At 70.5% G+C, this 20,986-nt stretch carries 17 protein-coding genes; 9 read left to right on the forward strand and 8 right to left on the reverse strand.

Annotated elements, in window-relative coordinates; all coding sequences use genetic code 11:
* From KBI5_RS05755 to KBI5_RS05765, 3 genes are all read left to right on the forward strand, one after another.
* Nucleotides 1-230: putative PEP-binding protein (locus tag KBI5_RS05755; protein ID WP_133056962.1), on the forward strand; the 230-nt coding region annotated here is incomplete at its 5' end.
* Nucleotides 231-354: 124 nt separating this feature from the next.
* The gene (locus KBI5_RS05760) at nucleotides 355-1,041 is read left to right on the forward strand and encodes a YdcF family protein (protein ID WP_035730080.1); all 687 of its coding nucleotides are present in this window, start codon (nucleotides 355-357) and stop codon (nucleotides 1,039-1,041) included.
* 237 nt (nucleotides 1,042-1,278) lie between these two features.
* Nucleotides 1,279-3,153: a transketolase gene (locus KBI5_RS05765; RefSeq protein ID WP_085014504.1), complete on the forward strand. Its 1,875-nt coding sequence runs from the start codon at nucleotides 1,279-1,281 to the stop codon at nucleotides 3,151-3,153.
* A 95-nt stretch (nucleotides 3,154-3,248) separates the two neighbouring features.
* Here the strand turns inward: KBI5_RS05765 and KBI5_RS05770 are convergent, their stop codons facing one another.
* Together KBI5_RS05770 and KBI5_RS26875 are read right to left on the reverse strand one after the other, a co-directional pair.
* Nucleotides 3,249-3,788, reverse strand: a complete 540-nt coding sequence (locus KBI5_RS05770) for a PH domain-containing protein (RefSeq protein ID WP_011435723.1) — start codon at nucleotides 3,786-3,788, stop codon at nucleotides 3,249-3,251.
* Nucleotides 3,789-3,828: 40 nt separating this feature from the next.
* Entirely contained in the window at nucleotides 3,829-3,984 is a 156-nt protein-coding gene (locus KBI5_RS26875; protein WP_198537528.1) for a hypothetical protein, read from the reverse strand.
* A gap of 95 nt (nucleotides 3,985-4,079) precedes the next feature.
* Here KBI5_RS26875 and KBI5_RS05775 point away from each other — a divergent pair, with 95 nt between their 5' ends.
* The 3 genes from KBI5_RS05775 to KBI5_RS05785 all read left to right on the forward strand — a co-directional run bounded on the left by KBI5_RS05775 (nucleotide 4,080) and on the right by KBI5_RS05785 (nucleotide 8,947).
* Nucleotides 4,080-5,342 (forward strand): deoxyguanosinetriphosphate triphosphohydrolase, encoded by a 1,263-nt coding sequence (locus KBI5_RS05775; protein WP_085014505.1) that lies wholly within the window; start codon nucleotides 4,080-4,082, stop codon nucleotides 5,340-5,342.
* Between the two features lie 496 nt (nucleotides 5,343-5,838).
* Entirely contained in the window at nucleotides 5,839-7,728 is a 1,890-nt protein-coding gene (gene dnaG, locus KBI5_RS05780; protein WP_011435726.1) for a DNA primase, read from the forward strand.
* A 40-nt stretch (nucleotides 7,729-7,768) separates the two neighbouring features.
* On the forward strand, nucleotides 7,769-8,947 hold the full coding sequence (locus KBI5_RS05785; RefSeq protein ID WP_085014506.1) for an RNA polymerase sigma factor: 1,179 nt from the start codon (nucleotides 7,769-7,771) through the stop codon (nucleotides 8,945-8,947).
* 92 nt (nucleotides 8,948-9,039) lie between these two features.
* Here the strand turns inward: KBI5_RS05785 and KBI5_RS05790 are convergent, their stop codons facing one another.
* Nucleotides 9,040-10,248, reverse strand: coding sequence for a glycosyltransferase family 4 protein (locus KBI5_RS05790; protein WP_085014507.1), 1,209 nt, complete (start codon nucleotides 10,246-10,248; stop codon nucleotides 9,040-9,042).
* Between the two features lie 120 nt (nucleotides 10,249-10,368).
* On the opposite strand from KBI5_RS05790, the gene KBI5_RS05795 reads away from it, so the two are divergent.
* Nucleotides 10,369-11,118: a class I SAM-dependent methyltransferase gene (locus KBI5_RS05795; RefSeq protein WP_011435729.1), complete on the forward strand. Its 750-nt coding sequence runs from the start codon at nucleotides 10,369-10,371 to the stop codon at nucleotides 11,116-11,118.
* Here KBI5_RS05795 and KBI5_RS05800 read toward each other — a convergent pair.
* Nucleotides 11,097-11,975 (reverse strand): glycosyl transferase, encoded by an 879-nt coding sequence (locus tag KBI5_RS05800; RefSeq protein ID WP_085014514.1) that lies wholly within the window; start codon nucleotides 11,973-11,975, stop codon nucleotides 11,097-11,099. The two genes, KBI5_RS05795 and KBI5_RS05800, sit on opposite strands and share 22 nt — an antisense overlap.
* Before the next feature lie 275 nt (nucleotides 11,976-12,250).
* Here KBI5_RS05800 and KBI5_RS05805 point away from each other — a divergent pair, with 275 nt between their 5' ends.
* Nucleotides 12,251-12,640, forward strand: a complete 390-nt coding sequence (locus KBI5_RS05805) for a class E sortase (protein WP_277870084.1) — start codon at nucleotides 12,251-12,253, stop codon at nucleotides 12,638-12,640.
* A 433-nt stretch (nucleotides 12,641-13,073) separates the two neighbouring features.
* Nucleotides 13,074-14,888 (forward strand): bifunctional diguanylate cyclase/phosphodiesterase, encoded by a 1,815-nt coding sequence (locus KBI5_RS05810; protein WP_085014509.1) that lies wholly within the window; start codon nucleotides 13,074-13,076, stop codon nucleotides 14,886-14,888.
* Between the two features lie 113 nt (nucleotides 14,889-15,001).
* On the opposite strand, the gene KBI5_RS05815 is transcribed toward KBI5_RS05810, so the two are convergent.
* From KBI5_RS05815 to KBI5_RS05830, 4 genes are read right to left on the reverse strand one after another with little or no spacing between them, the layout of a single operon-like run.
* On the reverse strand, nucleotides 15,002-16,624 hold the full coding sequence (locus KBI5_RS05815; protein ID WP_085014510.1) for a Gfo/Idh/MocA family oxidoreductase: 1,623 nt from the start codon (nucleotides 16,622-16,624) through the stop codon (nucleotides 15,002-15,004).
* Nucleotides 16,621-17,412 carry a protein-tyrosine-phosphatase gene (locus KBI5_RS05820; RefSeq protein WP_011435733.1) on the reverse strand — a complete coding sequence of 264 codons (792 nt, stop codon included), beginning with the start codon at nucleotides 17,410-17,412 and terminating at the stop codon, nucleotides 16,621-16,623. The genes KBI5_RS05815 and KBI5_RS05820 overlap by 4 nt, the downstream gene beginning before the upstream one ends.
* Nucleotides 17,413-17,457: 45 nt before the next feature.
* Entirely contained in the window at nucleotides 17,458-19,746 is a 2,289-nt protein-coding gene (locus KBI5_RS28625; RefSeq protein ID WP_347272469.1) for a TylF/MycF/NovP-related O-methyltransferase, read from the reverse strand.
* Nucleotides 19,743-20,975, reverse strand: coding sequence for a glycosyltransferase family 4 protein (locus KBI5_RS05830; protein WP_023840568.1), 1,233 nt, complete (start codon nucleotides 20,973-20,975; stop codon nucleotides 19,743-19,745). The genes KBI5_RS28625 and KBI5_RS05830 overlap by 4 nt, the downstream gene beginning before the upstream one ends.
* Between the last annotated feature and the right edge of the window lie 11 nt (nucleotides 20,976-20,986).

A 20,986-nucleotide genomic window follows, 5' to 3' on the forward strand; every position in this document is an offset into this window, starting at 1 on the left:
TGGACCGCGACGGGGTGGGCGCCCTGATGAGGACGGCGGTCCGGGCTGGGCGGGGCGCTCGGCCCGATCTCGGCCTCGGCGTCTGTGGCGAGCACGGCGGCGATCCCGATTCCGTGCACTTCTTCGCCGAACTCGGGCTCGACTACGTCTCCTGTTCGCCGTTCCGGGTGCCGGTGGCCCGGCTGGAGGCCGGGCGTGCCGCGGTTCTCGGCCGGTCGACGGTCGGGTGAGTTTCCGCCTGGCCCGTTTCCTGCCCTTTCCGGGCCGGGATCCCGATCGGGGCTGGGCGGATGAAGGGGGCAGTTGCCCTGTGATGTCGGTCGTGTGCCCATAGGGACGCTACTGTTCGTTCGTGTGGGCCTGTCCCGTCCTCGTCTCATCGTCAACCCGTTTCGCGTGACCTGGTACCGCGTGCCATGGTGGCGTTGGATGATGCGGGCGGTGGCGGCTGTCCTCCTCGGCATCATGGTTCTCGCCGTGGTGACGTTTCTGCAGGTCTGGTGGGTGGGCAGGGAGGATCACCGGCCCCGGTCCGACGTCCTCGTGGTGCTCGGTGCTTCGCAGTACGACGGGCGTCCCTCGGCGGTCCTCGCCGCCCGTCTCGACCACGTGCTGGAGCTCTACCGGGAGGGAATCGCCCCTCAGGTGATCACAGTCGGTGGGAAGCAGCCGGGCGACCGTTACACCGAGGGCGAGGCCAGTGCGACCTATCTGCGGCAGCGGGGTATCCCCCCGGATCGGGTGCTCGTCCTACCCGAGGGTTCGAACACGCTCGGGTCGCTGACCGCCGTAGCCGGGTTGATGAACTCGCGGCACTGGCACACCGCCGTGCTGGTCACCGATCCCTGGCACAGCCTGCGTTCTCGGACGATGGCCCGTGACCTCGGTGTTGACGCCGTCACCTCCCCGGCCGACCGGGGGCCGGCCGTCCACGGCTTCGGCACGCAGGTCCGGTACATCATCCGCGAGGGGATCGGTTACCGGTGGTACCAGCTCTTCCGCCAGGCATCACCACCTTCGGCGACCACCCGGGCCGTCTGACACCGGGTCGACGTTCGTCGGCAGCAGCGGATACGAACCCGTGACGCCTCTGACATATCAAGGCCCGCTTCGGCCCTCTTTGCCGTCGGCCGCCGCTGATACGGTTCGGATCGCCGGGTGAGGGGGTAGTGCGACACGTGGTAGTGAGGCAAAGCGGCGGAGTCGGCTGCCCGCGGCGCGAGAGAACCCTCCGGAGATTACCTTCCGGGTGTGGAACGACACTGTAAGGAGACTGGTGTGGCAACTCCCGTATCCGAGAGCACGGTCGGGACGGCCGACCTGGAGACGGTTCGGGAACTCGCGCAGCAACTGCGGGTCGACTCGGTGCGCAGCAGCACCTCGGCGGGTTCCGGGCATCCCACCTCGTCGATGTCGGCCGCGGACGTGCTGGCGGTTCTCGTCGCGCGCCACCTTCGGTACGACTGGGACAACCCGGCGGACCCGGCGAACGATCATCTGATCTTTTCGAAGGGGCACGCATCCCCGCTGATCTACTCCATCTTCAAGGCGGTCGGGGTCGTCGGTGACGACGAGTTGATCAATGGTTACCGCCGTTTCGGTGAGCGGCTTCAGGGCCACCCGACGCCTGTCCTGCCGTGGGTCGACGTCGCGACCGGGTCGCTCGGGCAGGGCCTGCCCGACGGCGTGGGCGTCGCGCTCGCCGGTAAGTACCTGGACAAGGTGCCCTACCGGGTCTGGGTGATCTGCGGTGACAGCGAGATGGCGGAGGGCTCGGTCTGGGAGGCACTGGACAAGGCCTCCTACTACAACCTCTCCAACCTCATCGCGATCGTCGACGTCAACCGGCTCGGCCAGCGCGGCCCGACCGAGCTCGGCTGGGACCTCGACACCTACGCCAGGCGGGTGGAGTCCTTCGGCGCCCGCGCGGTCGTCGTTGACGGCCACGACATCGCCGCGATCGACGCGKTGCTCGCCGACGCCGAGGACGTCACCCGGCCGACCGTCATCCTCGCCCGCACCCGCAAGGGCGAGGGCTTCTCCGAGACCGCGGACGTCGAGGGCTGGCACGGCAAGCCGTTCCCCGCCGACATGGCCGACCGCGCCATCGCCGAGCTCGGCGGCCTGCGCGACCTGCGGGTTCGCGGTCCGGTGCCGCCCGCGGACCTCCCCCGACCGGCGCCGGTCGAGCGGCCCGTCATCACACTGCCCACCTACGATCTCGGCGCCAAGGTGGCGACTCGGCGCGCCTACGGCCAGGCGCTCGCCGCGCTCGGAGCCCGCACCGACGTGGTGGCGCTCGACGCGGAGGTCAGCAACTCGACCTACTCCGAGGACTTCGCCAAGATCTACCCGGACCGCTTCTTCGAGATCTTCATCGCCGAGCAGCAGCTCGTCGCGGCGGCGGTCGGGCTGTCGGTGCGTGGCTACGTGCCCTTCGCCTCCACGTTCGCGGCGTTCTTCTCCCGGGCCTACGACTTCATCCGGATGGCGGCGATCTCCCAGGCCGACATCCGGCTGTCCGGCAGCCACGCGGGAGTCGAGATCGGCGCCGACGGGCCGTCGCAGATGGCGCTCGAGGACATCGCCATGATGCGGGCGGTCGGCGGCTCGACGGTGCTCTACCCGAGCGATGCGACGTCCGCCGCGAAGCTCGTCGAGGCGATGGCGGATCTGCCCGGGGTCAGCTACCTGCGCACCACCCGTGGAGCCTACCCCGTGCTCTATGGCCCGGACGAGCCGTTTGCCCCCGGTGGTTCCAAGGTGCTCCGCCGATCGAATGCCGACACCGTCACGCTCATCGGTGCCGGTGTCACCCTGCACGAGTCGCTGGCCGCGGCGGACACCCTCGTGGCCGAGGGGATCGCGGCCCGCGTGATCGACCTGTATTCCGTGAAGCCGGTCGACGCGGCGACGCTCGCCGACGCCGCCCAGGCCACCGGCGGGCGCATCGTCGTCACCGAGGATCACTACCCGGAGGGTGGACTGGCCAGCGCGGTGCTGGAAGCGCTCAGCGACGGCGGCGTGCCGCTGTCGGTCCGTCATCTCGCGGTGCGGTCGCTGCCGGGTTCCGGGACGTCTCAGGAGCTCCTGGACGCGGCCGGCATCTCCGCGAGGCACATCGTCGAGGCCGCCCGCGACCTGCTGCGCTGACCCGTCCAGGGCCGGCGGCCGGCGGTCGAGAAGGCACGAGGCTGGGACATCCGGTGGGACCGGGGGAGATCCCCCCGGTCCCACCAGGCCGTCCCTCAGTCGTCTCCGGCTGGGGCGGGTGCTCCACCGAAGGTCATGTCGACCAGGGTGAGGTAGAGCCGGTCTGGACGCGGCAGGAACTGGATCTTGGAAAGCGCCTGGTCCTGGCCGGCGGACTCCACGACGAACTCGCCGTACCCGAGCAACCGGCCAAGCGGATCCCGGTTGTACGTGAGATCCGTGATCTTGGAAAGTGGCATCGTCTGGACCTTGCGGAAAAAGATCCCGGACACCTTCAGGAGCCGTTTGTCGGTGATCATAAGGTGYTCGAACTGCCAGTCGGCGACCCTCCACAGCATCCTCAAGATCATGAAGAGGGCGAAGTACCACAGCAGCGTGGTGATGATGCCGGCGTCGACGTCCTGCGAGGCGAACAGGATGTTCGCCACGAGCGCGAGCAGTACGGCCCCGACGGTCTGCAGGAAGATGGGCAGCAGGACCGCCCAGTGCAACCGCACCATCATCACCAGGCGTTCCTGGGATGCGAGGTACTTGGTGTCGCGCTGAGCCAGGTCCGGAAGCTGGAGTCTCACCACGCCGGCAGTGTCCCAGACATCAAGAGTGGCCGGGTAGCCATTACAGAGCGGTATCGGTTACGAACTGGGACACCCCGTTACCGACGGACTGCRGCCAGTCGAAGGCGCGGCCGACGATACTGGCCGCGCTGTTGGGCGCGGTCACCACGAAGAAGATGAGGAACGCGATCGCCCCATACCTAATGATCTTGTCCACGGCAGGCCTCCGGGCCGATTCGGGGAAGGGTGCGCACAAAGTATCGCCGCTGAGCTCGATGGAGGTCGCGGAATCGCGCCGATACTCTCAAACTCGTGGTCAGTGAGTGGTATGACACCTCGGACACGGCCCGTCGGATCGTGGAACGCCCGAAGGCCACACCGGCTCAGCGTCGTCCCTTCGCCCGGGACCGAGCCCGGGTGCTGCACTCCAGCGCGCTGCGCAGGCTGGCGGGAAAAACCCAGGTCGTGGGCCCGCTCGACGACGACTTCCCGCGTACCCGGCTGACCCACTCCCTGGAGACCGCCCAGGTGGGCCGGGAGCTCGCCGAGGAACTGGGAGCGGACCCCGACCTGGTCGAGGCGGCGTGCCTCGCGCATGATCTGGGTCATCCCCCTTTCGGGCATAACGGCGAGCTGGCGCTTGACGAGGCCGCAGCCGCCTGCGGTGGCTTCGAGGGCAACGCCCAGAGTCTGCGCGAGCTGACCAGGCTCGAAGTCAAGATCGTCGACTGTGACGGTCGCAGCGCGGGCCTGAACCTTACCCGGGCGACCCTGGACGCGGCGACGAAGTACCCGTGGCCGCGCCGCCCTGGGCCCCGGGCGGACAGCACGAAGTTCGGCGCCTACGCCGACGACCTGTCCGTGCTCCGCTGGGTCCGGGAGGGCGCACCGGCCGCCCGGCGCTGTATCGAGACGCAGATCATGGACTGGGCGGACGACGTGGCCTATTCGGTGCACGACCTCGAGGACGGGGTCGTTGCCGGACACATCGATCTGGCCGCCCTCGACGATTCCGGCCGCCGGGCGGAGCTCGCCGCCGCGACCRCCGTCCGCTACCCGGGGCCGTCCGCCGAGGCGGTGGCGGCCGCCCTGGGCACCCTGCGGTCCCAGCCCTGGTGGGTCCGCTCCGAGATCACCTCGGCCCGGGGCCAGGCCGCTCTGCGGGCGATGACCAGCGAGCTCATCGCCCGGTTCGCGCACAGCGCGGTCCGTGCCACCCGGGCGTGCCATCCCGACGGTCCGCTGTGGCGCTATGGCGCGGATCTGGTGGTGGATCCGGACACCGTGGCCGAGTGCGCGGCGCTCAAGGGGGTCACCGCCTGGTATGTGATGGAGCGGCCGGGTGCCCGCGCCCGGCAGTCCCGGCAGCGGGAGGTGGTCGCGGAGCTCGTGGCGATGCTCTCCCGGGGCGCGCCGGACGTGCTCGAGCCGTCGTTGCGCGCGGCCTACCGCATGGCCGCTGACGATGCGGCACGGCTACGGGTCGTCATCGACCAGGTGGCGCGTCTGACCGACGCCAGCGCCGAGCGGCGGTATGCGTTGCTGTGTGGACGACCGGCGCCGCGGGTCCTGTGAGCCACGAGTCCGGTGTGCGGGGGACCCGGTGCGAGAGGGGTTCGGTGCGTGCCGGATCCGTACGTGGTGGGTCCGTGTCCGCCGGATCCGTGCGTGGTGGGTTCGGTGGGTGTCCTCTGCTGGCCCGATGGCCCGACGGTGTTTCGGGTGTTCCCCCGTTCGGGGGGACACCCGCTCCCTCGGCTGGGGGAGCGAGCCGGCGCGCGGTCCGCGGCCCGACATCGCAGCTCGGCATGCACGTCACGGCCCCTGTCCCCAACATTCACGTGGCATGATCGGTACTGTCGTGCTTACGACACGTACCATCGCAGCGGTAGGACCGATGTGAGGGGCGCCGCGTCACTCGTCGACAGGCCGGGCAGGCCGGCGGGTGGTGGTCCTAGCATCGATCCGGCGGGAATGGACGTGGCAAACATATTGACGGGCACTCTGCCCCGGGCGAGCTACCTCTCGTTCGGGTACCCGCAGAGTCTCGACGCGGACTTGGGAGGGGCGGGTGGGGGGACGAATCCGTGACGCCGACGTCGCCCTGGTCCGGGAGCGCTCGCCGATTGCGGACGTCGTGGCCGAGCACGTACAACTGCGTCCGGCGGGGCGTAACGAGCTCGTCGGGCTGTGCCCGTTCCATGACGAGAAGTCACCCTCCTTCTACGTCAATGCGGCAACCGGCCTGTTCCACTGTTTCGGATGCCAGCAGGGTGGTGACGTCTACTCCTTCGTGCGGGAGATCGACGGGCTGACCTTCCGGGAGGCGGCGGAGCGCCTGGCGCGCCGGGCCGGGGTGGCGCTGACCTACGAGGGCGGTGGGACCACCGACCGTACGGTGTCCAGCCAGCGGCAGCGGCTGCTGGAGACGCACCGGGCGGCCGCCGAATTCTACGCCGAGCAGCTAGAGTCGCAGGCCTCCGCGCGCGCCGGCTGGGACTTCCTCGCTGCGCGGGGATTCGATCTCACCACGGCGGCGCGCTTCGAGGTCGGCTACGCCCCGACCGGCTGGGACACCCTCACTCGGCATCTGCTCGCCCGGCGCTTCACCGGCGAGGAGCTGGTGCTCGGGGGGCTGGCCAAACAGGGCGCCCGCGGGGGTCTGATCGACCGTTTCCATCATCGGCTGATGTGGCCGATCAGGGATCTCGCCGGTGAGGTGGTCGGCTTCGGTGGGAGGCGCCTCGCCGAGGACGACGCCCCGAACGCCGGGCCGAAGTACCTCAACACGCCGGACACGCCGTTGTTCAAGAAGGCGAACCTGCTCTACGGCGCCGATCTCGCCCGCCGTGACATCGCCCGCCGCTACCAGGTCGTGGTGGTCGAAGGCTATACCGACGTCATGGCCTGCCATCTCGCCGGGGTCACCACGGCCGTGGCGACCTGTGGCACCGCCTTCGGCTCCGAGCACGTCGCGGTGGTCCGCCGGCTGCTCATGGACTCCGACGAGCGTCGCGGTGAAGTGATTTTCACGTTCGACGGCGACGCGGCCGGGCAGAAGGCGGCGCTACGCGCCTTCGAGCACGAGGAGCGCTTCGCCACCCAGACCTTCGTGGCGGTGGARCCCTCCGGCCGCGACCCCTGCGAGCTGTGGATGAGCGGTGGCGACGGCGCCGTGCGGGATCTGGTGGCCAGCCGGGTGCCGCTGGTCGAGTTCGCGATCCGCGGGGTGCTCGACCGCTACGACCTCAACACCACCGAGGGCCGGCTCGCAGCCTTGGACGCCGCCGCGCCGCTGGTCAACCGGCTCAAGGACGCCGCGTTGCGGCACCGGTACGCGGTGAACCTGGACCGCTGGCTGGGTTTCCTCGACGAGCGGTTCGTGGTGGGCCGGGTGGCCGAGCACCGGTCGAGGCAGGGGGGCGAGCGGGCTGGTGCCCGTTCCGCGCCGATGCGCCGGCGCGGGGCGGGGGCCGATGACGCGGCGGTCATCGTGGAGCGTGAGGCGCTCAAGCTGGCCGTTCAGTATCCCGGGCTGGCGGGCCCGATGTTCGACACGCTGGGTCCGGAGATGTTCACTGTTCCCGCGCACCGTGCCGTCCGTGACCTCATCGCCGAGGCCGGTGGGGTGTGCGCGGGGCTGGCGAGGTCCGGTGAGGTCACCACCTGGGTGACCGAGCTGGCCGCGGCGGCTTCGGAGGAGGAGCTGCGACGCTTCGTCACTGCCCTTGCAGTGGAGAGGGTGCTGTGCGACCACGATGTGGATGATCGTTATGTCGACGAACAGATGTCGCGGGTACAGGAGTTGCATGTGACCCGTCGGATCACGGACCTGAAGTCGCGTGTGCAGCGGCTCAACGGGGTGACCGACGCCGAGGCCCTTCGCCGTGCGTTCGGCGAGCTGATCGCTTTGGAGCAGCACAAGCATCAACTCCGGGAGCGGGGCGTAGGTGCCGCGTAACCTGGGTCGATCCCGAGAAGGAAGTGACGAGATTCCGCCCATGAGTCCTACCGTCCTACCCCGCGAAGCCCAGGTGGACGAGGTCAAGGACCTCATCACCCGGGGCAAGGAGATCGGGTTCCTCACCACCGAGGATGTCACGGTCGCCATCCAGGCCGCGGAGCTGCCCCCGGAGCAGGCCGAGACGGTGCTGCAGGTGCTGAACGACGAGGGCATCGAGGTACTCGAGGCGGGAGGTGAGAGCCCCGACGAGGYGGATCTGCTGGCCCGCCGTCGCCGCGAGGAGGAGGAGCTCGCCCTCAAGGCGCCGACCTCCGACCCGGTGCGCATGTACCTCAAGGAGATCGGCAAGGTCCCCCTGCTCACCGCCGAGGAGGAGGTTGATCTTGCCAAGCGGATCGAGGCGGGGCTGTTCGCCTCCGAGAAGCTGGCGGTGGCCACCAAGAAAACTTCCCCGCAGATGCGGCGGGACCTCGAGGCCATCGAACGCGACGGGCAGATCGCCAAGCGCAAGCTGGTCGAGGCGAACCTGCGTCTCGTCGTCTCGATCGCCAAGCGGTACGTCGGGCGCGGCATGCTGTTCCTGGACCTCATCCAGGAGGGCAACCTCGGCCTGATCCGGGCGGTCGAGAAGTTCGACTACACCAAGGGCTACAAGTTCTCGACCTACGCCACCTGGTGGATCCGGCAGGCGATCACGCGGGCCATCGCCGACCAGGCACGCACCATCCGCATCCCGGTGCACATGGTCGAGACCATCAACAAGCTGATCCGCATCCAGCGGCAGCTCCTGCAGGACCTCGGCCGGGAGCCGAGTCCGGAGGAGATCGCCAAGGAGATGGATCTCACCCCGGACAAGGTGCGTGAGATCCTCAAGGTCTCACAGGAGCCGGTGTCGCTGGAGACCCCCATCGGTGAGGAGGAGGACTCCCACCTTGGCGACTTCATCGAGGACTGCGACGCCGTCGTCCCGGTCGACGCGGCCAGCTTCATCCTGCTTCAGGAGCAGCTCGACTCGGTCCTGCACACCCTGTCCGACCGGGAGAAGAAGGTCATCCAGCTGCGCTTCGGGCTCACTGACGGGCACCCGCGTACGTTGGAGGAGGTCGGGCGCGAGTTCGGGGTCACCCGGGAGCGCATCCGCCAGATCGAGTCGAAGACGCTGTCCAAGCTTCGGCATCCCTCCCGGTCGCAGAAGCTGCGCGACTACCTGGAGTAGGAGCGACCGGCAACCATTTCCGGCTGTTGGCCGCCGATAGCGTTATGGTTACCTCTGGTCGATATTTGATATTCGTAATCCGGATCCGGGAGTCACGCCGATCCGGTGGGAGCATCGGCCCGTGGCGCCCCCCGCCGGGTTCCGGTGCCCGTGGGCTGGACCGGGATGTCCCGGCCCTCRCTGGTCGGTAGCCGTCCGGTCAGGGYGGTGAAAACCGTGCGGAGGTAGTCGTCGGGCCGAGTGGCGGCCTCGGCCCACTCCGCGGCGCGCCGGCCGACGCGGGCCAGTCGCGCTCGGTCGGCGAGCATGCCGTGCAGGACGTCCGCCAGCGCCTGCGCCGACTCGTCCATCGGCGTCTGCCCGGTCACGCCGTCCTGGTAGGCGTCGTGGCTACCGCCTGAGGCGGGTCCGACCACCGCGCACCCGGCGAGCTGCGCCTCGAGCAGCACGATGCCGTAGCCCTCACCGCTGATCCGTGGCCCGCGCGAGCGGGTGCGGGTGCACAGCGCGAACAGGTCGGCGGTGGCGTAGAGGCGTGCCAACGCGTCGTCGGTCGGGGACTCGTGCAGCTCGGTGTCGGGGTGCGCGGACACCAGCTCATGCAGGGCCCCGGGTGCCGGGCCCTGCCCGGCGAACACCAGCCGGACCGGGCCGAGGGTGGCCCGGACGGACTCCACGGCCTCCAGCAGGACCCCCGCACCCTTGCCCACCCAGTCACTGAGCCGGAACACGCTCAGCATGGTCGGTACGGGGGACAACGGCCGGCGGCGGTTCGCCTCGGCCAGCAGGGTCGCCCGCCACGTCGGTGAGATGCCCGGCCGGAGGATGGGGGCCAGACCCAGCGTCGACAGCGCGCCGGCGCTGTAGGAACTGATCGTGACCGGGCGCAGGAGCGGGTCGGCGCGCAGGATCGCGCGGTCGGTGCGGCGCATGCCCCAGATGTCGGTGCCGTAGAGCAGCACCGGGCCGAGACGGGCCCGGGACAGTCGGAGGGCCGCCGCCGCGACAGGGATGAGGTTGGCGTGCCCGGCGACCACGCTGTCGGCCTGGCCGAAGCGGCGCGCCGCGGCGAGCGCGCGCGATGTGAAGCGCGCCCTGATCGCCGGGGTCAGCTCGACGCCTGGCTCCAGCATGTCGACCCGCAGGAGATCGGCCCCACCGGCCCGCAGTGTCTCCTCGATCGTCGAGAGATAACGCTCGATCCCGCCACCGAGGCCGCGGGAACTGCTCAGCAGTAGAACCCGGGCGGGTCGATCGGTGAGGGAGGCGGTCGGGGCGGTGGATCGACGCGAGATCTGCACGGAGAGTGATTTTAATGTCTCTCCAGGTGCTAGTCCTGTGCTGCGGAGCGTGTCATAGTAACGTTTCGAGTTCTCTTGACTGCCTGTAGCTTCTCCGATGATGGCGACAAGGGGTCGTGTATGGAAGCCGATCTGCGGTACCGCAACGGTGGTAACCCGCCTCTCCTCGATCTGATCGACATACCGGCGGGTAAGGCGCTGGATTGTGGGTGCGGAGCCGGGGACAACGCGCGGCTGCTGCGGGCCCGGGGCTGGCGGGTGACGGGGGTGACGATTGATCCGTCCGAGCGGGCCGCCGCCACGGCCGAGTGCGACCACGTCGAACTCGCTGATCTGAACGCCGGGCTGCCCTTCGTCCCCGACGGAAGTCACCAGCTCGTGCTGCTTTCCCACATCCTCGAGCACCTGGCGGATCCGGTGCCGTTGCTCGTAGAGGCCCGGCGGGCGCTGGCACCCGGCGGCCGGGTCCTGGTGGCGCTGCCGAACGTGCTGCACTACCGGCAGCGCGCACTGTTCCTGCGGGGTCGGTTTGAGTACACCGAGACCGGTCTCATGGACGCTACCCACCTGCGGTTCTACACTGTCAACTCGGCCCGGCGGCTGTTGGAGGACAACGGACTGCGCATCGTCGCCACCGCCACCACCGGTGGTCTGCCGTGGTGGCGCACCCGTGAGCTGCTCCCCGGGGAGCTGGTGCGGCGGTGGGATCGTCGCGTTCTGGACCGGTGGCCGAACATGTTCGGCTGGCAGGCGCTGTTCCTCGCGGCGCCACAGGTGACGCGCCGGACCGGCGCATCCGGCGTTGCCGTGGTGCGGCAACGGTCCGCGCCGTCTGGTGACCAGCCCGACTACGGCCAGCTTGTCCAGTGAGCGGCGCGCGGCTCGTCGTCACGTGCCTCTCCCGGCGGGGGAARCATCGAGAGACCGTCCAGCAGGCCGTGGAGGACGAGGGCCGAGGTCCGGGTGCCGTGCCCGAGGAGCATGTCCAGCGCGACGGCGCGGGGTAGCACGACGACCGCCGTCGCCAGAGCGATCAAGGCGGCCCGGGCTCGCCATCCGCGGACCCGGGCGAACCAGAGCCGGTTGCGCACCCCGTAGTAGGCGTCGCCATGCCGGGGGACGGTCGTGCTCCCGAWGCGCTGTGCACGGTGCGGACTGACCACGACGCTCCATCCGGCGTCCCGGACGCGGTAACAGAAGTCGACATCCTCGAACCCGAGGTAGTAACGGCCGTCCAGGGGGATCCGCCGCAGGCAGTCCGCCTTGACGAACATGATCGTGCCTGCGACCCAGTCGGCCTCCAGGGGGCGGTCGCCGGGGGGACGCCGGGCCTTCGGCGCAGCCAGGACCGGGCTTAGCCGCGCCGGGCCCGAGCGCCGACCGTCGTTGTCGACCAGTGTGGGCGCGACCACGCCGATGTTCGTCCCGGCCAGCAGATCCAGGCAGGCGCGCAGCGCCAGGTCCGGGATCCTGACGTGGTTGCCTATCAGGAGATAGGCCTGCGCGGCGGGGTAGCCGTGGCTGGCGAGCYGGAAGCCTCCGCCGAGACCGAGGTCGCGGGGCGGCAGGATCCAGGCGACCGAGGCCGGCAGGTGGTCGGGTCGGTCCGACCGGTCGTTCGCGACCACCGCCACCTGGGCGATGACGGGGCTGCCGTCGAGCCATCTCGCAAGCTCCACGGTCGGCCGGTGCGGACCCCAGTGGACAATCACCGCCACGGTCTTCATCGGACCCCCTGCGTCGCTCGGGTAGAGCATCCGGTCCGGCGGGCGACGAGCCTCCACGGCTCGGAATGAGTATCGAGGGTAACAGAAGTGCCTCTGCATGTAACGGTGAGTGAGGTTCGGGGTGCTGGTGTGACCCGCCGGCGTGGTCCCCGCGCCCATCCGGCCTGCCGGTCCGGTGGACTCCCGGCGGCACGCGCCGGCGAGGGGCCGGCGATACTGAGTGCTCCACGATTCGGTGTGCTCCACGATTCGGTCCAAACCATTCGCCGGCCATTGTGAAAGGTGTCCCCGCCACCGTCCTGCGCCGGGGTCCCGGATATATGCCGGGGACCGCCATGCCCGATGAGCTGGGGAATGTCGTGGTTTCCGGACATCGGACCGCATATAGAAAACCGTTTAGTCGTCTCGATGAGMTGAAGGTTGGGGATCCCTTCCCCGTCGAGGTGCGAGACCGTTACCACGCGTATCGCGTCACCGAATCTGAGGTGGTAGCGCCGACTCGGTTCGACGCCACCTGTCCGATGCCCGGAGAACCCGCTGAGGTGCCGGGCAAGGAGCTGATTACTGTACGATCTCCGCCCCTGGCGGGGATTTCCCGGAACGGACACGGTGTGGTCCCGGGCGGCAACGGTTTGGATTTCGCCGGTGCCCTTCACGGTGATTAGTGTTACCCGGCGGTTGGCCAACGACGGTGTCGGCGGCCACGGACCGAGCCGATGCCGGTGGAAAGTCGGGCATCGGATACCCTGCGAACTGGCGAACGTTACGCTCGGATAGCGCGGGGATAAACCAGGCGCGTGATGCCGGCGGCGGTGACGTCGTGGGCGGCCATCCTCGACCGGCTGCGGCGGCTCACCCAAGGACGCAGCTCACTCAAGGACATTGCGGGATCGGCTTCGGGGGAATTCGATGAATGGGCGGGATCGGATACGGCGTGGCTCGACGATCCGGCACGGCGGTGCGGGCCGCCCGTCGGGTAGCCGCCGATGGTTGCGCCACGAGGTCGAGGCGGGGATGGCTGTCCCCGGGAGCACGCGGACCGGCGATGTCGGTCCGCGTGCTCGTCCAGGTCATGGATGCGCTGCGGGCGGAGCGACGATGGTCCAGTCAGTTTTGTTCCGGTCGGTGTTGCCCCGGTCGATGCTGGTCCGGCCGGTCTCGGGGGTCGCCGCCCTGATGGGGGGTGCGCTGGGTCTGCTTCTGGGACTGCTCTGTCTCATCGGCGGATGGGGCGGGCCCGCGCCGTCGCCGGTCGCGTTGTCGTGCGTGGTGCTCGCGGCCGCGGCGTTGTCGATCGCGGTGGCGATCCTCGCCGCGGCGGTCTGGCCGGGTCCGAACGGTCCGGCCGACGCGAACGGTCTGGCCGGTTCGGCCGGACCGGACATCCAGCCGTGGGATCCCCGGGGAGGCGTGGGCCGTGCGTGGCCGCGGCGCGGCGTGGTGGATGAGCTGACCGGGCTGCCGGGCCGACGGTACTTCCTCGACGTCGCCAGCCGTTGTCTCACGGGTGGTGAGCACCGGGCGCGTGGCGCGACGTCCGTGTCGGTGCTGCTCATCGATCTCGATCGGATGCGTGATGTCAACGGGGCGCTCGGGCATGAGCATGGGGACCGCCTGCTTGCCACGGTGGGTTGCCGGCTACGCGGAGCGCTGCCCGGATCGGATCTGCTCGCCCGGGTGGACGGCAACGCGTTCGCCGTGCTGTTGCGCGGCGCCGATGTGGCCCGGGCCGAACAGGTCGCTCGGCGGTTGCGGGAGGTGCTGGAACTGCCCGTTCCACTCGCGGGAACTCCGGTGCGGCCCGAGGCGAGCGTGGGGATCGCCCATGCCCCCGAGCACGGCCGTGGCGCGCTGGAGCTCTTTCGTCACGCGGAGGAGGCGATGTACCTGGCGAAGGGGGGCCGTCACGGGCAGACCGTCTACGCCCGCGACCATCCACCGATCAACCGTGCCCRCCTGCTGCTGCGGGCCGAGGTGCGCCATGCGCTGGACTCCGGCCAGATCGAACTGAGTTACCAGCCCAAGGCGGATCTGCGCAGCGGTCGGATCAGCGGTGTGGAGGCCCTCGTCCGCTGGCGCCATCCGGTCGACGGCGTGCGGCAGCCCGACGCCTTCCTGGCGGAGATCGAACGTGCCGGGTTGATGCCGAAGCTCACCGTGCAGGTCCTCGACCAGGCCTTGGCCGACTGCGCGCGCTGGCACGGCCGGGGTGCCCCGCTCGCGGTGTCGGTGAACGTCCCCGCGTCGGTCATCGTCGACCGCGCCTTCGTCGGCGTGGTGCGGGCCGCGCTCGCCCGGCACCGGCTCCCGCCCTCGGCGCTTGTCATCGAGGTCACCGAGGACTCCCTCATCGTGGCGCGGGAGCTGGCGCAGGGAACCCTGGCGGGGCTGCGCCGGTTCGGTGTGCGGGTCAGCCTGGACGACTACGGCACCGGCTTCTGTTCGCTGTCGTACCTGCGCGAACTGCCGGCCGACGAGGTGAAGCTGGACCGGACCTTCCTGCGTGACCTCGACCGCRATCCGGCCGCGGCCGAGATCGTGCGGTCCACGGTCTCCCTGGCACATGCGCTGCGGTTACGGATTGTCGCCGAGGGGGTCGAAACGCAGCGTTCCTGGACCTCTCTCGCCGCCTGGCAGTGTGACGAGGTCCAGGGGTACTTTGTGTCACGTCCGATGGCGGGGGAACGAGTCGTCGGCTGGTTGCGGGAATGGGGCAGCAGGCTTGCCGTCCATCCCGGGACCGCGCCGCGCGCCGTGGCGGGACCGGTCGACACCTGCGCGGCACAGTCCCCGATCTCCCCAATCGTGGCACCGGCGGTCGAGGCCGTCGCGCCCACGCGGCCGTCAGCGGCGGGACCGGCAACCCGGCGGGYGGTCGGGCGCCGGGTGCCGGCCGACCTTGCGGCGTCCTGATGGCGGGCGATGGCGTGGCGGTCGCACCGGGCCCGTGAGGGCGGTCCGATTCGGGGGTCCGGGCGCCGTCGGCACCAGGACCCCGATGTCCCCGATGTCCGTGATTCCGGTGATCAGGGTTCGGGCCCATCCCGGCCGGCTGCGGCGTCCAGCCGTAGCGTGAGCGCGGCGACGGCGGCGATCTGCCGTGCGTCCTCGCCCAGGGCGCCGGCCACGATGCCCGCGCAGATGTCGCGGTACATGGCCGGGTAGCTGTCGAGCCGGTTGACTCGCCGCCGCCGCAGGATGTGGGACCCGGCCTCCGCGGTGTACTGCGAACCGTCGACGATGGTGGCCGTCACGCCGTTCGCGCGCAGCTGGGACTGTTCCCGCAGACCGTGCCGGCTGCCCCCGRCACTGGTCAGCACGAGCGAGAGGACCGCGTCGTTCTCCAGCTCGACGTACACCGTGAAGGTGTCCGTGCGGGAGCGGGCCACCGTGCTCCGGCGGACCGGCGCGAAGTCGTTGAGCCAGAGGAAGTGGTCGATCCAGTGGCAGCCGTTACTGACCAGCCGGGTGCGTGAGGACGGCCAGCGGTACCAGTGCCGGCGGGGAAGCGGTTCCTCGTACACCACGGCACTGTAGATCAGCGGCTCGTTGCCGTCGGCCAGGCGCAGGTCGGAGCGCAGCCAGGCGTTCATCGGGCTGTGGCGTCGCTGGAAGCAGGCGAACAGGCGCCCGCCGGCGTGAAGGAGTTTCACCAGCCGGCCGAGATCCTCCTCTGTGGTGACAACGGGCTTCTCGACGACGGCCACCGAGCCGAGCCGCAGCGCATCCCGGGCCAGCGGCGCGTGCGTGTGGTGGTAGCCCGCGATGAGGACGACGTCGGCCCGCTCCCCGTCCCGGAGCAGCGCCGCGGTGTCCCAGGAACATCGGTCCGGTCGCCGGGTGCCCAGCTGGACGGGGTCGATCTCATGCACACCGACGAGGTCGAGGTGATCACGGACGTGCGGGACGATCTGCGTCTTGGCATAGTGTCCCAACCCGAACAGGACAGCGGTGGGTCGTCCGGACGCGGATGGCGGGCCATAGCGCCGGGTGCTCTCCGTGATCGGACTGACCCCGGCGAGTGGACGATCCCCGGGGCGGGCCCCGGTCCACTCGGTTGCAAGCCAGGCGACGAGACGGTCGACGGCGCCGGGGTCCACCGGTGCTCCCGACATCGGGGACCAGCCGATGAGCGTGTCGTCCACGGCCGGGAACGCGGTCGCCGGCCGGGCCCGGTAGACGACCGCGGATCGCGGTGGCGGCGGATCGGGGCTGACGAAGCCGAGTGGGTCGGCGGGAGCGCCGGTGGGGCCGCCCGGCCCCACCGGGCGGACGAGGTCCTGATGCAGGACGACGCGTTCCATGCACGCCGGGTGGCAGGGGGCGACGAAAGCGACGGTCGTTCCCGTCGGCGAAGCCGCCCCGCTGACGGGTGGGACCGCCTCGATCAGGGTGCCCAGGCCCATGCCGAAGTAACGCTGGTTGCGGTCGCGTTCCCGCAGCCGGCTGGCCGTTTTGCGGGCGACCGCGCGGATGCCGAACTCGCGGGTGTAGGCGGCGAGGGCCCGGCTGCTGCCCGCCCTGACGAAGAACTGACCGTCCACGGGGAACAGCGTCACCCAGATGTCCGGGCGGATCCGGCAGTGGCCGGGCAGGGGGGTCTCGTCGAGGAAGCCGGCCAGCCACCGGTTCCCGATCAGGATGTTCATCCCGGTGCCGGGGTCCGGTCGACCGGGACATCCGCGAGGCCTGCCGGGCCTGCCGGGTCTGCGGGGTCCGTAGGCGTGACCGCCAGTCGTTCGTGACACGCCTCCGCCAGCAGGGCCATCGGCCGTGACAGCGTCTCTTCGATCATTCGCGCGCAGTTCTCGAACGCATCCCGACCGCCGTCGAGGGGGTCGGCCAGGTCGTCGAGGGCAGCCGGTAGCGCGTGGCCGGCGGCCCGGATCCGCCGGGCCGTGGCGGCGAGATACTCCCCGGCCGCCCGTGTCCCGCCCGGGGGGATGTCGGCGGGGCGGACTCCGGAGGTCACCCGTCCGAACTCGCGCAGGGTGAAGGTACGGCGCATGGCCCGTGGCACAAGGCCCACCACCGTCGAGCGGTGTGCGCGGGTCGCGCACAGCACCAGATCGCTGGCCTGGACCAGATCCGGTGTCAGCAACCTTGCCCGGAAGCCGGACGGGTCGAGCCCCCGCGATGTCAGGATCGCCGCGGCCTGGGGGTACATCGCCTCACCTGCCCGGGCGCATACTCCCGCGCTGCTCACCAGAAGGTCCCCGGCGGGGCTGGGTGGATGCCATCCCTCGGATGAGGACTCGTTACCCCCGGTCCCACCGGATGCCTGCGCGCCGGCCGCGCCGAGGCTGATCTGGTCCAGCGCGGCGCTGAACCGGGCGGCGGCGAGATGCTCGGCCAGGGGCGAGCGGCAGACGTTTCCGGTACACACCATCAGTACTGCCCACGGTCGTTGCCGCACTGCCACCCCTTCCTCCGTCATCCCTTTCCTCCTCTCTCCGCCGGGGTCGGCGGGGCGCGGACCAGCTCAGCGCGACCGCGAGGGCTCGCTCCGGCGCCAGTAGACGCAGGTCCAGTCGACTTCGATGATCGGCTCGGTCACCCCGTGGGCGGCCCGGTAGTCCTCGACTGCCGCCCGGCAGCCAGGAACGGCTCCATAGTCGTCAACGATGCAGAAGCCGCCGTCGGAGAGCTTCGGGTAGAGCGCCGTCAGCGCGTCGGTGGTGCTCTCGTACATGTCGCCGTCGAGGCGCAGGACCGCGAGGCGCTCGATGGGCGCGGTGGGCAGGGTGTCCCGGAACCAGCCGCGCAGGAAACGGACCTGATCGTCGAGCAGGCCGTAGCGGCGGAAGTTGTCCCGCACCTGCTCGAGGGACACCGACAGCTCCGCGTACTCGTGGTGGCGGTCGCCGGTGTCGGCGGCGTAGCGCCCCGGATTGGGCGCGGGCAGGCCGGCGAACGAGTCGGCGACCCAGACCGTGCGGTCGGGGACGCCGTAGGCGGCGAGCACCCCGCGCATGAGGATGCACGCGCCGCCCCGCCATACCCCGGTCTCGATGAAGTCGCCTGGGACGCCGTCGACGATGACTCGTTCGGCGCACTCCTGGAGGTTGCGCATCCGGCGGTCGCCGGTCATCGTGAGCGCCAGCCGTGGCCAGTCCCGGCCGTCGGTCCGGGCGCCCGGTGCGCTCCTCTTGACGATTTCCATTCCCTGGCTGCGGAAGGCTCGTACCAGCATCCTCTTCGCGCCGGTGCGCGGCTCCCACGCACCGCCGTCCCGACCATCCCAGAGAGAGCAGGTCAGCGTCGCGCGAAGCAGATCGAGGTACCGCACCGAGGTATCGGAAAGATCGTGACGGGCGACGGTCGGGTCGTGCGGGGCGACGGTCGGCGTCGTGGTCATCGTGGCTCCTGATGAGAGGGGTGAGCGCGGAAAGGGGATGGGACCGTGGGCCGTCAGGCTCCGTTCGCTGTCGGGTGAGGCGCCGTCCAGGGGGACGCTGTCGGGTGAGGCGCCTGCCGCGCGGGCGAGCAGGCGGGTACTGGCCAGGTGCAGCGACACGGCCGAGGCGGTGTAGGTGATCCCCGACACCGCGGCCACGATCGGCAGGCGGCCGTCGTGCAGCGCCGCCGCGAGGCCGAGCACGGTCGACAGCGCGACCGGGACCTGGATGGCAAGCACCGTGCGGGCGGCACGGAACCCGAGCAGCACATGGGTGAGCAGGTAGTCGACGGACTGCGRGATGGTCGCCAGCACGAGGACCTGGGCGGCCGGGGCGGCGGGGGCGAACCGCGTGCCGTAGACGATGCGGATGGCCGTCGGCGTGACGAGGGCGATCGTGCCCGCCACCGCGGCGGCGAGGGCGACGGTGGCGATGACCGCGCGGCGCACCACCCGGGCCCGCTGCCGGGGATCGACCAGGGTGCGGAGCCGGCTGAACATCACCATGCCGGTCGCCTGGCAGACGGTCGTGCAGGCGCCGGCGACAGCGACGGCGACGGCGTAGAAGGCCACCTGCTCGGCGGCCAGGAAGGTGGCGACGAGCAGCATGTCCAGCTTGTAGATGAGCTGGGCCCCGACGACGGTGCCGTAGGCCCCCAGGGCGGACCGCATGAAACGGCGCCGGGGCAGCAGGCGTCCCGGCCGCGCGAGGGCGGGAAGGCCGCCGAGCACCGCCACGTGGTACCCGAGTGGGGGTAGCAGGGCCGTCACGCCGAGGGTCAGCATCCACAAGCCTGGATCGCGGACTCCCCTGCCGGCGAGCGCGGCGAACGCGGCCAGTGTCGCCGCCGCCGGTAGCAACCGGACGAGCTGGAACTCGCCGGTCATCCGACCGCGGCGCTGCGCGAGCCCGGCGGCGTTGGAGGCGGCCACGGCCGCGGCGGTGAAGCAGGTCGCGCCCAGCACGGCGACGGCGTCCCAGGCGGCTCCCCGCCCGGCTCCCGTGCCGCCCGAACGGCCCGGGCCCACAGTGATCAGCATCGGCACCACGGTGAACAGCACCGCGGCGAGCAGCGCCGACGCGACGGTCTGGGTGAGCAGCGGGCCGAGCAGCGCGCGGTCCTCACCGTCATCGGTGACCAGCGTCTGGGAAACACCCAGGGCGAACACCATCGCGAGCATGCCCGCCCAGGTCTGCAGCGCGACGAACTCGCCGCGGGCCACCGGCCCCAGAGCGCGGGCGGCCAGGACGCCGGTCGCGGTCCCGACGACCAGCGTGCCCGCGTTGCCGGCGAGTACGGCGACGGTGGAGCGGGGAAGCCGGCTCGCGAGCGGGCCGGTCATGACGGCCCGGCGGCTGACGGCTCTGGTCATCCGCGCCGAGCGGTGTCGCGCACATGGGCAACGGCGCGCAGGAAGCCGTCCACGGACGCGGCGAGCTCGATGTCGCCGATCACCTTCTCCGACTCCTGGGCCATCCTGGCCAGGACGTCGGGGCGCGCGCGCAGCTCCCCGAGGATCCGTGCGAGCGCGTCCACATCGCCGACCGGGTGAACCCGGCCGTTGCGGCCGGGACGGACGTCGTCGGTCGGGCCGGTGGAGCCCACCCGGTCGCTGACCACCACCGGCAGGCCGCAGAGCACCGCCTCCTTGACCGCCAGCGGATGCGGATCCCGCTCGGCGGGGTGCAGGTAGAGGTCGCTGGCCGCGTACAGGCGGGGGAGCCGTTCCTGGTCGGCGAATCCGACCATCCGCAACGCGCCGCCGAGCTCGGCGGCCACCGCATCGAGAGTGGCGCGCAGCACTCCGTCCCCAGCCATGATCACGATGATTTCCCGGTCGACCGGACCCCGGGGCGTGCGGGTGAGGATGCGCAGTGCGTCCGCGATGTCGAGGGGGCGCTTCCGAGAGATCATCTTTCCGGCGAACAAGGCGACAAGGGCGTCCGGGGCGATGCCCAGCTCGGCGCGGATCGCCGTTCGATGCTTGTCCCGATGCGCCAGTACGGCCCGCAGCGCCGTCTCATCGGTGGGATACGGCGTGCGGAACATGCGGGTGGCGGGGACTCCATAGTGGGCCAGGTACGCCTCGTTGTTGTCGCCGATCGTGAGGAATGCGCTCACTGAACGCATCAGGTGGGGCAGCGTGAGCCGTTTGACGGCGCGGACGGCTGGGGTTCGCTGGCCGAGGAGCTCGCTGTCACTGATCATGAGGGCGGGTACGCCTCGTCGCCGGCACCAGGCGAGCGCCGCGAGGGAATGGGCGTACCGGTATCCGTAGACGAGCACGCATGCGGGGCGCAGTCGGTCCAGGGCCGCCCAGGTCCGGGTAACCATCTGCCGGGTGACGTCGGGCTGCCGCCAGCCAGGGCGCAGCGGCAGGTCCGCGATGAACTCGTGGTGATAACCGGTTACGACGTCCGATTTCCACTGCACGTCGAGGCCGAAATCCGCGTCGAAGTAGCGTTCCAGGCCCGATCGGGACAGGAAGAGCACCCGAAGATCCACCTCGTGTTCGGTCAACGCCCGGTACAGCGGCGCGAAATGCTGGATCGCGTGCGATACGACGACTGCCACCGTCGTCGACCTGGGGACGGAGGTCATGAGCCGGCTGT

Source organism: Frankia sp. KB5, from assembly GCF_002099325.1.
GTDB classification, from domain to species: Bacteria; Actinomycetota; Actinomycetes; order Frankiales; family Frankiaceae; genus Frankia; species Frankia casuarinae.

Coding starts and splice junctions, on each gene's coding strand:
- KBI5_RS05795 (WP_011435729.1), top strand. CDS start 10,369: ATGGAAGCCGATCTGCGGTACCGCAACGGTGGTAACCCGCCTCTCCTC.
- KBI5_RS05820 (WP_011435733.1), bottom strand. CDS start 17,412: ATGACGGAGGAAGGGGTGGCAGTGCGGCAACGACCGTGGGCAGTACTG.
- KBI5_RS05830 (WP_023840568.1), bottom strand. CDS start 20,975: ATGACCTCCGTCCCCAGGTCGACGACGGTGGCAGTCGTCGTATCGCAC.